Origin of the sequence: Rhodococcus sp. Q, assembly GCF_005503035.1 — a bacterium.
Classification (GTDB): Bacteria; Actinomycetota; Actinomycetes; order Mycobacteriales; family Mycobacteriaceae; genus Rhodococcus_G.
In genome coordinates this window covers 153,100-166,873 of sequence record NZ_SCOY01000005.1, presented here as the reverse complement: position 1 = coordinate 166,873, position 13,774 = coordinate 153,100, and the positions used below count along the sequence as shown (strand labels likewise).

15 protein-coding genes are annotated in these 13,774 nt (G+C 69.9%); 5 read left to right on the top strand and 10 right to left on the bottom strand.

Annotated elements, in window-relative coordinates; genetic code table 11:
- Positions 1-7 precede the first annotated feature (7 nt).
- Genes FFS72_RS07775 through FFS72_RS07765 form a run of 3 tightly spaced genes read right to left on the bottom strand, consistent with a single transcriptional unit; the run spans position 8 to position 2,048 of the window.
- A complete protein-coding gene (locus FFS72_RS07775; RefSeq protein ID WP_137873393.1) occupies positions 8-268 on the bottom strand; it encodes a hypothetical protein in 261 nt (86 codons plus the stop codon).
- Positions 265-894 carry an imidazole glycerol phosphate synthase subunit HisH gene (gene hisH / locus FFS72_RS07770; RefSeq protein ID WP_137873392.1) on the bottom strand — a complete coding sequence of 210 codons (630 nt, stop codon included), beginning with the start codon at positions 892-894 and terminating at the stop codon, positions 265-267. Before hisH ends, FFS72_RS07775 begins: the two co-directional genes overlap by 4 nt.
- Positions 891-2,048, bottom strand: coding sequence for an MFS transporter (locus tag FFS72_RS07765; protein ID WP_171018597.1), 1,158 nt, complete (start codon positions 2,046-2,048; stop codon positions 891-893). Before FFS72_RS07765 ends, hisH begins: the two co-directional genes overlap by 4 nt.
- A 226-nt stretch (positions 2,049-2,274) precedes the next feature.
- Between FFS72_RS07765 and helR the strand changes: the two genes are divergently transcribed.
- Positions 2,275-4,452 (top strand): RNA polymerase recycling motor ATPase HelR, encoded by a 2,178-nt coding sequence (gene helR / locus FFS72_RS07760; protein WP_137873391.1) that lies wholly within the window; start codon positions 2,275-2,277, stop codon positions 4,450-4,452.
- A 19-nt stretch (positions 4,453-4,471) separates the two neighbouring features.
- Here the strand turns inward: helR and FFS72_RS26380 are convergent, their stop codons facing one another.
- The 5 genes from FFS72_RS26380 to FFS72_RS07740 all read right to left on the bottom strand — a co-directional run bounded on the left by FFS72_RS26380 (position 4,472) and on the right by FFS72_RS07740 (position 8,725).
- On the bottom strand, positions 4,472-4,627 hold the full coding sequence (locus tag FFS72_RS26380; RefSeq protein WP_171018596.1) for a CG2302 family histidine operon protein: 156 nt from the start codon (positions 4,625-4,627) through the stop codon (positions 4,472-4,474).
- Positions 4,624-5,238, bottom strand: coding sequence for an imidazoleglycerol-phosphate dehydratase HisB (hisB, locus tag FFS72_RS07755; protein WP_050065103.1), 615 nt, complete (start codon positions 5,236-5,238; stop codon positions 4,624-4,626). Before hisB ends, FFS72_RS26380 begins: the two co-directional genes overlap by 4 nt.
- Positions 5,235-6,368 (bottom strand): histidinol-phosphate transaminase, encoded by a 1,134-nt coding sequence (locus FFS72_RS07750; RefSeq protein WP_050065102.1) that lies wholly within the window; start codon positions 6,366-6,368, stop codon positions 5,235-5,237. The genes hisB and FFS72_RS07750 overlap by 4 nt, the downstream gene beginning before the upstream one ends.
- The gene (gene hisD, locus FFS72_RS07745; RefSeq protein WP_137873390.1) at positions 6,365-7,702 is read right to left on the bottom strand and encodes a histidinol dehydrogenase; all 1,338 of its coding nucleotides are present in this window, start codon (positions 7,700-7,702) and stop codon (positions 6,365-6,367) included. Before hisD ends, FFS72_RS07750 begins: the two co-directional genes overlap by 4 nt.
- Positions 7,703-7,792: 90 nt before the next feature.
- On the bottom strand, positions 7,793-8,725 hold the full coding sequence (locus FFS72_RS07740; protein WP_349303989.1) for an alpha/beta hydrolase: 933 nt from the start codon (positions 8,723-8,725) through the stop codon (positions 7,793-7,795).
- A 375-nt stretch (positions 8,726-9,100) separates the two neighbouring features.
- Here FFS72_RS07740 and FFS72_RS07735 point away from each other — a divergent pair, with 375 nt between their 5' ends.
- Together FFS72_RS07735 and FFS72_RS07730 are read left to right on the top strand one after the other, a co-directional pair.
- Positions 9,101-9,571, top strand: a complete 471-nt coding sequence (locus FFS72_RS07735) for an NfeD family protein (protein ID WP_137873388.1) — start codon at positions 9,101-9,103, stop codon at positions 9,569-9,571.
- Positions 9,568-10,377 carry a slipin family protein gene (locus FFS72_RS07730; RefSeq protein ID WP_137873387.1) on the top strand — a complete coding sequence of 270 codons (810 nt, stop codon included), beginning with the start codon at positions 9,568-9,570 and terminating at the stop codon, positions 10,375-10,377. The genes FFS72_RS07735 and FFS72_RS07730 overlap by 4 nt, the downstream gene beginning before the upstream one ends.
- Here the strand turns inward: FFS72_RS07730 and FFS72_RS07725 are convergent.
- A complete protein-coding gene (locus tag FFS72_RS07725; protein ID WP_249353179.1) occupies positions 10,344-11,180 on the bottom strand; it encodes a thioesterase family protein in 837 nt (278 codons plus the stop codon). The genes FFS72_RS07730 and FFS72_RS07725 overlap by 34 nt on opposite strands.
- Positions 11,181-11,325: 145 nt before the next feature.
- On the opposite strand from FFS72_RS07725, the gene FFS72_RS07720 reads away from it, so the two are divergent.
- Both FFS72_RS07720 and FFS72_RS07715 read left to right on the top strand, forming a co-directional pair.
- Positions 11,326-12,612: a glycoside hydrolase family 1 protein gene (locus FFS72_RS07720; protein WP_502704090.1), complete on the top strand. Its 1,287-nt coding sequence runs from the start codon at positions 11,326-11,328 to the stop codon at positions 12,610-12,612.
- Between the two features lie 27 nt (positions 12,613-12,639).
- On the top strand, positions 12,640-13,272 hold the full coding sequence (locus tag FFS72_RS07715) for a LysE family transporter (protein WP_137873385.1): 633 nt from the start codon (positions 12,640-12,642) through the stop codon (positions 13,270-13,272).
- A gap of 13 nt (positions 13,273-13,285) precedes the next feature.
- Here the strand turns inward: FFS72_RS07715 and FFS72_RS07710 are convergent, their stop codons facing one another.
- On the bottom strand, positions 13,286-13,699 hold the full coding sequence (locus FFS72_RS07710) for a VOC family protein (RefSeq protein ID WP_137873384.1): 414 nt from the start codon (positions 13,697-13,699) through the stop codon (positions 13,286-13,288).
- Positions 13,700-13,774: the final 75 nt, after the last annotated feature.

Sequence of the window (13,774 nt, the reverse complement as noted above, 5' to 3'; positions counted from 1 at the left end):
TACTGCGTCACGACGGTGCGCCGGCCTCCGGGTCCGTCTCGGTCGCCCCGTCCGTCGCACCGAAGGCGCGGCGCGTCATCCGGGTGGACACGACGCCCATCGCCGCGATCGCGCCGGCGACACCGCCGAGCCCGATGACCAACCCCACCACCGGTCCCGGTTCGAGGACGGCGATGAGGGTGGCGGCCAGGACCAGCACCGCCGTGGCGGCGCCGAGGGAGTACAGCGCGAGCTTGCCGAGCGACAGGTTCTCGCGCTGCCCGCTCACAGGCTGCGGACCCAGTTCTCCAACAGCGCCGCGCCCGCGTCCCCGGACTTCTCGGGGTGGAACTGCGTGGCCGACAGGGGTCCGTTCTCGACGGCCGCGAGGAACGGTCCGCCGTGATCGGCCCACGTGAGCTTCGCCGGCGCGATGAGGGTGTCGTCGGCCAGTTCCCACTTCTGCACGGCGTAGGAGTGCACGAAGTAGAAGCGGGTGTCGGCGTCGAGGCCGGCGAACAGGACGCTGTCCTCGGGTGCTTGCAGGGTGTTCCACCCCATGTGCGGCAGCACCTCGGCCTGCAGCAGTTCCACGGTGCCCGGCCATTCGCCGCAGCCGTCGGCTTCGACGCCGTGCTCGACGCCACGTTCGAACATGATCTGCATGCCGACGCAGATGCCCAGGACGGGTCGTCCACCCGCGAGCCGCTTGCCGATGATCCGCTCACCGCGAACCGCCGTGAGGCCCTCCATGCAGGCGGCGAACGCGCCGACGCCGGGAACGACGAGACCGTCGGCAGCGAGCGCGATCTCGGGGTCGGCGGTGACGGTGACGTCGGCGCCGACGCGCGCGAGGGCCCGCTGCGCGGAGTGCAGGTTCCCGGAACCGTAATCGAGGAGGGCGACGGAGGTCATGGTTCAACTCTATCGGCCGTGCGGGTGGTCGCCGGAACCACCAGCGCCACCGGGACCACGAGAGCGATCGCGACGGCCGAGACGGTGAACACGGCGGGGTACCCGGCCGTGTCCGCGACGACGCCGAGCGCGAGCGCTCCCACGCCCGTCCCGGCGTCGTAACTGATGTTCCAGGCCGCACTGGCACCGCCGAGCCGGGCCGGTCCCGCCGCCCGGAACAGCCGAACCAGCGACTCGTTCTGGACGGCACCGAAACCGGTTCCGAACAGTGCGGCACCCGCAACGAGCGGTCCGGCGCCACCCACGACGATGGCGACCGTGAGCAGCGCCGCCCCTGCGCTCGCGCAGACGAGCGCGGGCGCCAGGACGCGTCCGACCCCGATCCGGTCGGCGAGCACACCGGCGCCGTAGCGGCCGACGAGGATCGCGCCGCTGACGACGGCCAGCGCGACCCCGGCCGCCGCGGCACGGTCGGCGACGGCGATCGGCAGCAGGGTCGTGACACCGCCGTAGACCGACGCGACAACGATCATCGCGAGGCACGGCACGAGCAACAGCGACAGCGGGAGTCGTTTCCGCGCTCCGTCGGGCGCGGCGTGCCGGATCTCCGGCAGCGCGGCGACGGCCGCCACCGCCACGAGCGGGACGGCCGCGCCGAGCAGGTAGACCGCATCCGCGTGACCGCGCCCGTAGAGACCGAGACCCACAGGGAGAGCGATCATCTGCCCGACCGAGATCGCGATGCCCTGCGCGCCGGTGGCGCGACCGAGCAGTTCCGCCGGGACGAGTTCGGCGACGAGCGCGCTCCCGGCGACCGTGACGAGACCGAACCCGATGCCGCGCACGACGGACACCCCGAGCGCGACGGGTTCGGCGACGGACGCCAGGAACACCAGTGCGGGAACGCCCAGCAGCACGCACCCGAGGGCGAGGACGGGCCGATAGCCCCAGGTGTGCAGGAGTCGGGGCGTGACGAGCTGGGTGAGAACCGTCGCCGCCATGAACACCGCGGTCACCGCCCCGGCGATCGCATCGGAGGCACCGGCCTCGGAGACGGCGAGCGGGACGACGGGTAGCAGCAGCGACCAGCCACCGAACGCGGCGAAGCCCATCGCCATGGCGACGGGCATCCCGCGGGTACGGAGGAGGGTCATCGGACGCGAACTCGCATGCCGGGCAGGGCCGGCGTGTCCGGGCGCACGAAAGCTCACCTTCTGTTCTGAACTGGGGATCGACGCGACGCGTCTGGAGAACCGGGGGGAAACACAGTCCCTTCCACTTTCAACTTATAGCGCACCCGGGGGCTTGCGGCAAGACCCCGGGGGCGGCGCAGAATCGCTGACCTGACCACGACACCGAGGGAAAGGTGGACTCCACCGAATGCGTGAACTGGATCGAGATCGCGAACACGGGGACGGGCCCGACAGTGCGTTCGACCTTCCGGATCGTCTCGCCGCGAAGGCCGATCCGACGCTGATCGCGGACGACGAGAAGCACTTCGCCGCACTCGCGGACAGCCTCGAGAAGGCTGTCGCCGACCTGACCCGCCGCATCGACGCCGCCCGCAAGGCGCCCGGCCGCCTCGGGCAGGAGGCGATGGAGCGGGACATGGCCGTCCATCAGCTCGGCGCCGAACTGCGCGCACTGCGCCGCTACGGACTCGACCTCTGCCTCGGCCACATGGTGCCCGCCGACGGTTCCGAGCGGGTCTACGTCGGGCGGCTCGGCCTCCTCGACGGCGCGGGCGCCCAACTGCTCGTGGACTGGCGCTCCCCCGCCGCGGAGCCGTTCTTCGGCGCGACCCACGCGAACCCGATGGGCCTGACCAGTCGCCGCCGGTACCGCTGGACCCGGGGCCGGATCAGCGACTACTGGGACGAGGTCTTCACCCCCGACAGCGCCGGCTCCGTGGCCGCGCTCGACGACCAGTCCGCGTTCATCGCCAGCCTCGGCAGCGACCGGTCGCCGCGGATGCGGGATGTGCTCGGCACCATCGCGGCCGACCAGGACGCCGTCATCCGGGCGGGATCACGCGGGGCGCTCGTCGTGGACGGCGGACCCGGTACCGGGAAGACGGTCGTCGCCCTGCACCGCGCCGCCTACCTGCTCTACTCCGACCCTCGGCTTCGGCACGGTGTGCTGTTCGTCGGCCCGCACGAGCCGTACCTGGCGTACGTCGCGGACGTTCTGCCCAGCCTCGGCGAGGAGGGCGTGCAGCTGTGCACCGTGCGCGACCTCGTCACCGAGGGAGCGGGCGCGACGCCGGAAACCGATCCGGCGGTCGCGAGGCTCAAGGCGTCCGCGGACCTGGTACGAGCCGTCGACCGCGCCGTGCGGTTCTACGAGCAGCCGCCGACGGAGACGATGAATGTCGCGACCGACTGGGCCGACCTCCCGCTCAGCGCCGACGACTGGACGGAGGCGTTCGGGGCACCCGAACCCGGGACCCCGCACAACGAAGCGCGCGAGGAGATCTGGGACCTGCTGCTGACGATCCTGATGGACAAGGCCGACGCCGGCATTCCTCGCGGTCCACTGCGGCAGTCGCTGCTCCGGAACGAGGAACTGCGGGCGGCCCTCGACAACGCGTGGACGCTGATCGAGGCGGCGGACCTCGTCGCGGACCTGTGGTCGGTGCCCGCCTACCTGCGTCTGTGCGCGCCCTGGCTCGAGCCCGACGAGGTCCGGACGCTGCAACGCGCGGACCCGACGGCGTGGACCGAATCGGACCTGCCGATCCTCGACGCGGCGCGGCAGCGGCTCGGCGATCCGAATGCCTCTCGTCGCCAACGCAGGCATCGGAGCGCCGTCGCCGCCGAACGCGAACGCAGGTCCGCGGTCGTCGACGACCTGATCGCGTCCGACGCCTACGCCGACGGCGAGGGTCTGATGACGCAACTACGTCAGCAGGACCTGCAGGAGATGCTGATCGACGAGGACGCGATGCCCCGGCCCGAGCCGGACCTGCTGGCGGGCCCGTTCGCGCACATCGTCGTCGACGAGGCTCAGGAACTGACGGACGCGCAGTGGCAGATGCTGCTGCTGCGGTGCCCGTCCCGCAGCTTCACCATCGTCGGTGACCGCGCGCAGGCCAGGCACGGCTTCGCCGAGTCGTGGCGGGAACGGCTCGAGCGCGTCGGACTCGACCGCATCGACCTGGCCGCGCTGAGCGTCAACTACCGGACGCCCGAAGAGGTGATGGCGGTGGCCGAACCCGTCATCCGGGCCGCACTGCCCGACGCGAACGTCCCGACGTCGATCCGCAGCAGCGGACTCCCCGTCCGGCACGGCCGCGTCGACGAACTGGACCGGATCCTCGACACCTGGCTCGCCGAATACGACGAGGGCATCGCCTGCGTCGTCGCCACCGGGACGGCCGGGTTCACGCCGACGTCACGCGTCCGGTGGCTACCACCGGACCTGGTGAAGGGACTCGAATTCGACCTCGTCGTGGTGATCGATCCCGACGATTTCGGTACCGGCATCGAAGGCGCCGTCGACCGCTACGTCGCGATGACCCGCGCGACGCGGCAACTCGTCGTCCTCACCAGCTCCTGACACGCGGCCGGCAGGCGGCTCACACCAGACGCAGGACGCCGCCTGCCGCAGCGAGGACCGCGATCGCCAGCAGGACTCCCATGCCGAGCATGTTGTCGTTCTTCCACATCGAGTAGGCACCACCGATCGCGAACCCCGCGATCAGGAACAACCCGTAGACGAGGAGGGCACTCACAGGCTTCCCTTGGTGGACGGCACGCCCTTCACCCGCGGGTCCGGCTCGACCGCTTCGCGCAGCGCCCGGGCCACGGCCTTGAACTCGCCCTCGGTGATGTGGTGCTGGTCGCGGCCGTAGAGGACCCGCACGTGCAGCGCGATCCGGGCGTTGGACGCGATGGACTCGAACACGTGCCGGTTGATGACCGTCGCGTACGGGACGCCGGGGTAGCCGCCGATGACGGTGTGCAGCATGTGCTCCGGCTCCCCGGTGTGCACGCAGTAGGGGCGGCCCGAGACGTCGACGGCGGCGTGCACGAGGGACTCGTCCATCGGGATGAACGCGTCACCGAACCGCCGGATGCCCTTCTTGTCGCCGAGCGCCTGACCGAGCGCCTGCCCCAGCACGATCGAGGTGTCCTCGACGGTGTGGTGCGCCTCGATCTCGATGTCGCCCTCCGCCTTGACCGTCAGGTCGAAGCTGGCGTGCGCACCGAGCGCGGTGAGCATGTGGTCGAAGAACGGGACGCCCGTCGAGACGTCGACGATGCCCGTGCCGTCGAGGTTGAGTTCGACGGAGATCGACGACTCCTTCGTGGTCCGCTCGATCTTCGCGATGCGGTCGGTCATCGGTTCCCCTCCCGGGTGAGTTCGGTGGCCGCGATCGCGTCGCTCGCGGCGATGAAGGCGTCGTTCTCCGACGCGAGTCCGACGGTGGCCCGCAGGAATCCGGGGATCCCCACGTCGCGGATCAGGACGCCGCGGTCCAGGTACGCCTGCCAGGCGCGGGCACTGTCCGCGAACTCACCGAACAGGATGAAGTTCGCGTCCGAGGGAACAACGTGGAAGCCGGTGTCCGACAGCGCCTTCGACACGCGGACCCGTTCGGCCGCGAGCGCGTGCACACTGCCCAGAGTCTCGTCGGCGTGCCGCAGCGCGGCGCGGGCAGCGGCCTGCGTGACCACCGACAGGTGGTACGGAAGCCGAACCAGGAGCAGCGCCTCGACGAACGCCGGTGCGGCGGCGAGGTATCCGAGCCGGCCTCCCGCGAACGCGAACGCCTTGCTCATCGTCCGCGACACGACGAGCTTGGTCGGGTACTCGTCGATCAGGGTCAGCGCACTCGGCGCCTCCGAGAACTCCGCGTACGCCTCGTCCACGATCACGACGCCGGGCGCCGCGTCGAGGATCAGCCGCAGCGACGCGATCGGGATGCTGTGCCCGGTCGGGTTGTTCGGGCTGGTGACGAACACGACGTCGGGCCGCTGCGCGGTGATCGCGTCCAGTGCGGCGTCGACGTCGAGCGCGAAGTCGGCACCGCGCAGTACCGGCAGCCACGTGGTGTCGGTGCCGTCGGAGATGATCGGGTGCATCGAGTAGGACGGGACGAACCCCATCGCACTGCGTCCCGGTCCGGCGAACGCCTGCAGCAGCTGCTGCAGGATCTCGTTGGAACCGTTGGCTGCCCACACGTTGTCGACGGTGACCGGCACCCCGGTCTGCCGCGACAGGTACGCGGCGAGGTCGGTGCGCAGCGCGACGGCATCGCGGTCCGGGTAACGGTGCAGTTCCCGGGCCGCTTCACGAACCGACTCGGCGACGTCGTCGACGAGAGCCTGGGTCGGCGGGTGCGGATTCTCGTTGGTGTTCAGCTGCACCGGAACCGTCAGCTGCGGGGCGCCGTACGCCGACTTGCCGCGCAGGTTCTCGCGCAGCGGGAGGTCGTCGACCGTTGCCGCCGCGCCGGGAGCGGCGCTCACTGCAGGCTCTCGAAACGCAGACGCACGGCCTCACCGTGCGCGGGCAGGTCCTCGGCGTTCGCGAGGTTGATCACGTGCCGCGCAACGTCTTTCAGCGCCGATTCGGAGTAGTCGACGACGTGGATGCCACGCAGGAAGGTCTGCACGCTCAATCCGGACGAGTGCCGTGCGCATCCCGCGGTCGGGAGGACGTGGTTCGAGCCGGCGCAGTAGTCGCCGAGACTCACGGGCGCCCACGGGCCGACGAAGATCGCTCCGGCGGAGCGCACCCGACCCGCGACCTCGGAGGCGTTCTCGGTCTGGATCTCGAGGTGTTCGGCGGCGTACGCGTTGACGACCCGCAGACCGTCGTCGATGGAGTCGACGAGGATCACGCCGGACTGGCTGCCCGCCAGCGCGGTGGCCACCCGCTCGCGGTGCTTGGTCAGCTCCAACTGCGCGGTCAGGGCGGCGTCGACCGCGTCCGCGAGTTCCGTGGACGTCGTGACGAGGACGGATGCGGCCATCACGTCGTGCTCGGCCTGACTGATCAGGTCGGCGGCGACGTGGACCGGATCCGCGGTGTGGTCGGCGAGGATCGCGATCTCCGTCGGGCCCGCCTCGGCGTCGATGCCGACGAGGCCGCGGCACAACCGCTTGGCGGCGGTGACGTAGATGTTGCCGGGGCCGGTGATGAGGTCGACGGGAGCGAGTTCCGAATCGTTGGTGTCGGTGCCGCCGTAGGTGAGCAGCGCAACGGCCTGCGCGCCACCGACCGCCCACACCTCCTCCACGCCGAGCATCTCCGCCGCGGCGAGGATCGTCGGATGCGGCAACCCGCCGAACGCGGCCTGCGGGGGCGACGCGACGACGAGGGACTCGACACCCGCAGCCTGGGCGGGAACCACGTTCATGACCACGGATGACGGGTAGACGGCGTTGCCACCCGGCACGTACAGCCCGACCCGCTCGACCGGAATCCACCGCTCTGTGACCGTGCCACCCGGCACGACCTCGGTGGTGGTGTCGGTACGGCGCTGATCGGCGTGGACCTTGCGGGTGCGCTCGATTGCGACCTCGAGCGCGGCGCGCACGTCGGCGTCCAGCTCGGCGAGCGCACGGGTCAGTTCCGCGCGCGGAACCCGGACGGCCGCCGGCCGGACACCGTCGAAGGTCTCGCCGTATTCGAGTGCGGCCTCGGCGCCGCGGTCCCGGATCGCCTCGACTACGGGACGCACCTGATGCAGCACCGCGTCGACGTCCACTCCGCCACGGGGCAGTGCCGACCGGAGTTCGGCGACGGACGGTGTTCGACCGCGCAAATCGACGCGGGCGAGCTCGGTGCGGGCAGACATGGGTGTCCCTTCGCGAGAGGAAGCGTGTTATCGACTGCCCAGTTTAGGCGCTACCCCTGCGCACACCCCGAATCGCGCCCACCGAGAGAGTCAGCCCTCGACGCGGTCGCGGACGAACTCGCCGATCCGAGCGACCGCGCGGGCCGCCTCGGGAAGGATGTCGGCGGCCGCCTGGAACACGTGGACCTGCCGATCCCACACCTCGAGGACCACCGGCACGCCTGCCGCGCCGAGCCGCTGCGCCATGAGCTCGGCGTCCACGTAGAGCATCTCGGTGGACCCGACCTGGATCAACACCGGCGGCAGCCCGGTGAGCACACCGTCCACCGGCGACACGGTCGGGGTTTCACCGTCGGCCCGTCCCGCGATCTCCGCGAGTGTCAGCAGCACCGAACTCGGAATCAGCGGACACTCCCGCCCCTCCGCGCGGGCGAGCTTCATCGTGGGGTCGAGGTCCGTCAACGGGGACAACGCCACCAGCCCCGCAGGCTGAGGAAGACCGAGGCCGGCCAGCGCGAGAGCGGTCGAGAAGGTGAGGAACCCACCCGCGGAATCGCCCGCGACGACGATGCGGTCGGGCGTGAAGCCGCGGTCGAGCAGCCAGCGGTAGCCGCTGATGCAGTCGGCGACGGAGTCGGCGATCGAGTACCGCGGCAGCATCCGGTAGTCGACCGTGAGTACCGACGCCTGGGAAGCGGCACCGATTCGCAGGGCCAGGACTCGGTGCGTGTTCAGCCCACAGGTCATGAACCCGCCGCCGTGGAGGTAGAGGATCGCGGTCCCGGACCCCTCGGTTCCCTCCCCCGTCGAAGCCTCGCCGCGGGAAACGCCGTGTTCCCACCACTCCGCGGCACAGTTGTCGAGACGGACCCGGTGCCTGCCGATCCCACGCGTCGGCTGCAGGTACCGCGCCCCGTAGTCGAGCAGTCCCGCAGGCCACACCAGTCCCGGATACCGTCCCCACACGTCGAGGAAGGGTTTGACGGTCAGTCTCACCGTGTGGGCGAAGACGCGTGACCGCACGCCCGCTCCTGCGACGAATGTCGGCTCCACGGCGATGGCGACCGATGAACCGGCCGCTCGACCACGACGGGAACGCCTCTGCGGCGCCGCGGACGACGTTCGCCGCGGCGACTGCGGTGATGACGGTTGCGTTGTTGTCATCGCGAGCTCCTGGCAAGCACGAAGGGGCTTCGAGCACCTGTTTCCCTGCATCCCGACCGCGCTGCCGAAGTTCGTGGGCAGCTGAACCATGGTACGTGACATGCGACACATTTACGAGCCCGTAACACGTCGTTTGTCCCGTTCCGGTGTGGTGGCACCCCACGCGCACCGCGATTACCGTGGAAGTCGATAGCGTCGATCGGCCCGCCACCGGGCGGGCGTGGGAGCCGTGTGATGGCCACGTTGGGTGTGGTTGCCGTGGTGCTGGGGTTGGTGATGATCCTGGTCGAGGCCCACGCGCCCACCGCCGGAGTGCTCACCGGCCTGGCCGCGCTCCTCATCGGCGCGGGCGTCGCGATGCTCTTCGTCGCGGGCGGAGTCGGTGATGTCGTCGCCATCCCGGTCGCAGTCGGAATCGCGGGGGTCGGACTCGCGGGGGCCGCCGTCCTCGGGCGGACGATGCTCACCGCCCGCCGGATGCCGGTGCGGGGCGGCACGCGGGGGCTGGTCGGCCATGAGGCGACGGTACGAAGCTGGGCCGGCGACCGCGGTCAGGTCCACGCCGACGGCGGACTCTGGCACGCACGCATCGAATTCGGCTATCCGCAGTCCCCCGCCCCCTCCGCCGGCGAGTCGGTGGTCGTGGAATCCGTGCGGGGCCTGACTCTCGGCGTGCGGCGCCGCGAACAGTGGGAGCTGCCATGACCGTCCTTCTGACCCTCCTGGTCGTGCTGGCGCTCCTGGCACTGATCATCCCGGGCACGGCGATCCGGGTGCTGCGCGAGTACGAGCGCGCAGTCGTCTTCCGGCTCGGCCGGGCACAGGACGTCAAGGGCCCGGGGCTGGTGTTGCTCATCCCCGTCGTCGACCGGATGGTCCGTGTCGGCCTGCGCACCGTGACGTTGAAGATCCCGGTGCAGGAGATCATCACCCGCGACAACGTGCCCGCGAAGGTGACGGCCGTGGCCTACTTCCGCGTCCTGGACGCGGACCGCGCCGTCATCGAGGTCGAGGACTTCCTCGCCGCGACCACCCAGATCGCGCAGACGACGCTGCGGTCGGTGCTCGGCAAGGCCGAACTCGACACCCTTCTCGCCGACCGCGACCGACTCAACGAGGACCTGCAGAAGGTGATCGACCAGCAGACCGAACCGTGGGGTGTGAAGGTCACCACGGTCGAGATCAAGGACGTCGAGATCCCCGAACGCATGCAACGCGCGATCGCCCGGCAGGCCGAAGCCGAACGGGAGCGTCGCGCGAAGATCATCAACGCCGAGGCCGAGTACCAGGCGTCGGCGAAGCTGGCGGATGCGGCGGAGATCATCTCCCGGAACCCGACGACGCTGCAGCTGCGCTACCTGCAGACGCTGCGGGAGGTCGGCGGCGACGCCAACTCGACGGTCGTCGTGCCGCTGCCGCTTGACCTGATCCGCCCGCTCCTGGGCGCCCAGCCGACCGCCGCGGATGTCGTGGACGGTCAGGCGTTCTCGGGGAGCTCGAACACACCCTGACCGGAGAAGTCGACCTGTCGGCGGGCGTTGGCGAGCGCGCTGACGACGCACGTTCCGATGGGTCCGCGGCGGTCGTACATGGTGGTGGTCCCGACGGCGAGACCGTCGGAGCTGATGTGATCGTCGGCCTCGATCCCGACCTCGACACCCTCGGGCAGCCGCGCGAGGACGAGCGTCATGTCGACGTTGATGAAGCCGACACCCGCGGTGCCCCAGTTCGTCATGAGGCTCGTCGGCTCCCCCGCCATCGCGGCCCGCGCGAACGGTGACGGCTCCTCCCCCGCCACCACGGGCAGGTGCTGTGCCCACATCCGCTTCCGGCTCGAGCCCTGGTGCTCGAGCATCGACTGGGACCAGCCCTCGGGATGGTCGTCGCTGCCGAAGTAGGGATGCGTCACGTCGCCGGCCTGCATCGGGATGTGGACGGGCGGCGGCGACGGCCGGTAGTCCCGCGTCCACACCTCCCCCGGCGGCTGTTCCGACGGACGCAGGAACACGGCACCGGCCCGAACCACGACCTCGCCGTCCTGCAGCAGTTCCGCGTCGGCGACGCGGATCCGGTTGCCGTCCCGGACGAGGGTGGTGCGAGTGGTGATCGGCGCGGTCCGGGCGGGCTTGAACAGGTCGACCGTCAGTCGGGCGGGAACGAAGCCGTCACCACTGTGGTCGTTCTCCAGTGCTCGCGCGACGAGACCGCACAGCGCGGCGCCGTTGATCATGTCCGGCGACCAGCGACTTATGGCGAATCGCTCGGCGACGAAGCCGTCGGCGGTCGAACTGAAGAACGCGAGCGGGTCGGTCACGGGTGAGCCTTTCGACGGGTGGCTGCTCATGATCGCCGCCCGGCGGCGAACGCGTTGTGAAAAACGTTAAAGCACTGCACGGAATTGTCTGTGAGATTCCCCATACCGACGCGGCACACTCGCCTAACCTGCTGGGGTGAGCCGAATCGCACGTGCCCTGACCGTGGTCGTGGTCGCCGTGGCCGGTGCGCTTGCCGCGGCACCTGCCGGCGCCGCCCCAGTCGCGCCGCTGGGACCCGACTTCGAGTGGGGCGTCGCCACCTCCGGCTTCCAGTCCGAGGGTCCACCGCCGGACAGCAACTGGTCCCGGTACGTCGCGGGCGGCGGCACCCACGACCCGTACGGCAGCGGCCCCGACTTCCGGCACCGCTACGCCGAGGACATCGCCAATGCCGCGGCGATGGGCGTCGACACTTTCCGGTTCTCCGTCGAGTGGGCCCGGATCCAACCGGCACCCGACATGTGGGACGAGACCGAGCTCGCCTACTACGACGACGTGGTGCGCGAGATCCGCTCGCACGGTATGCGGCCGATGATCACCCTCGACCACTTCGTGTTCCCCGGCTGGGTCGTCGACCTCGGCGGCTGGACCCGCGACGAGACGATCGACCTGTGGCTCACCCATGCGGAAAAGGTGGTCTCGCGGTATCCGGGCGACGACGTCACCTGGATCACGTTCAACGAGCCGACCGTCTTCGTGCAGAAGGAACTCACACAGGGCGGCATCGGCCCACTCGACGCACCCGGCGTCCTGGACCGGCTGGTCCGCGCGCACCGCGCGGCCTACGACACGATCCACCGCCTCGACCCCGACGCCCGGGTCTCGAGCAACGTCTCGTACATCCCCGCCGCGATGGGTGTGATCGATGCACTGTTCACCGACCGGGTCCGCGACAAGCTGGACTTCGTCGGCCTCGACTACTACTACGGCGTCTCGCTCGACAACCTCACCGCGGCCGCGGCCCTGACCGACGCGTTCTACGACGTGAAGCCACAGCCGGACGGGATCTACCATGCCGCACTGCATTTCGCGCGCAAGTACCCGGAGTTGCCGATCCTGGTCGTCGAGAACGGGATGCCGTCCGACGACGGCAAACCTCGGCCCGACGGTTACACCCGCGCCGACCACCTCCGCGACCACGTCTACTGGCTGCAGCGCGCGAATCAGGACGGCGCGAACGTCATCGGATACAACTACTGGTCGATCACCGACAACTACGAATGGGGCAACTACCGGAACCGCTTCGGCCTCTACACCGTGGACGTCCTCACGGACCCGACGTTGACCCGCCGCCCGACGGACGCCGTCGCCGCCTACCGGGAACTGACGGCGGCGGGCGGTGTCGCCGGCGACTACGTGCCGGTCATGCCCGACTCGGTGTGTTCGCTGGTGAGCCCGCCGGACAGCTGCGTGGCGACGCCCGGAAGCTGACGGGGCGGCGCCGACTATCCTGGTCGGGTGTCGTGGCAGATCTGGTTGGGTTTTCTGGGTGCAGCGTGGGTGATCAGCCTGTCGCCGGGTGCCGGTGCGATCGCGTCGATGTCGTCGGGACTGAGCCACGGACTCCGGCGCGGATACTGGAACATCCTCGGACTCCAGCTGGGACTGCTGCTGCAGATCGCGATCGTCGCCGCGGGAGTGGGCGCCCTGCTCGCGTCGTCGGCCGTGGCGTTCACCGTCATCAAATGGTTCGGTGTCGCATACCTCGTGTACCTGGGCGTGCGACAGTGGCGCTCCGCTCCGACCGATGTCGACCCAGCCGACACGGACGCGAGCGGATCGGCGACCGGCATGGTGATCCGGGGCTTCCTCGTGAACGCGAGCAATCCGAAAGCAGTCGTGTTCATGCTCGCGGTACTGCCCCAGTTCCTCGACCCCACTGCGCCATTGGTGCCGCAGTACGCGATCATCGCCGCAACCATGGTCGCCGTCGACGTGATCGTGATGACCGGATACACGGGCCTCGCCTCCCGCGTGCTGACGTACATGCGGTCACCCCGACAGCAGCGGGTCACCGGCCGCGTGTTCTCGTGCCTGTTCTTCGCTGCCGCCGGGTTCCTCTCGCTGGTGCGCCGAGCAGTACCGGCGTAGACCACGCTGCTGCTCAGGCGGGCGCGCCCGCGATGTTCACCATCCAGCCGATGCCGAACCTGTCCGTGCACATGCCGAATTCGTCGCCCCACATCTGCTTCTCCAGCGGCACCGCGATCTGCCCACCCTCCGCGAGCTTCGCGAACCAGCCGCGCAGTTCGTCCCCGTCGTCGCCGCTGAGGCTGACCGAGAAATTGGTGCCGGGGTTGTGTTCCATCCCGGGTGGCGTGTCGGCACCCATCAGGGTGAAACCCTGTGGGGTCTCGAGCATGGCGTGCATGACGCCGTCGGCGCCGGGCGCGTCCTTGTCGCCGAACTCACCGAACGTGCTGACGTTCAGGTTGCCGCCGAACACGTCCCGGTAGAACTCCATCGCCGCGCGGGCGTTGTCCTTGAAGCTGATGTAGGGGTTCAAGCGAGTGCTCATCGGTTCTCCTCGGGTCGACCGAAAAGTGACACGCACCACAGTAGGGCATCCGCCGGGAAGTCCAGGTTTCCTGAA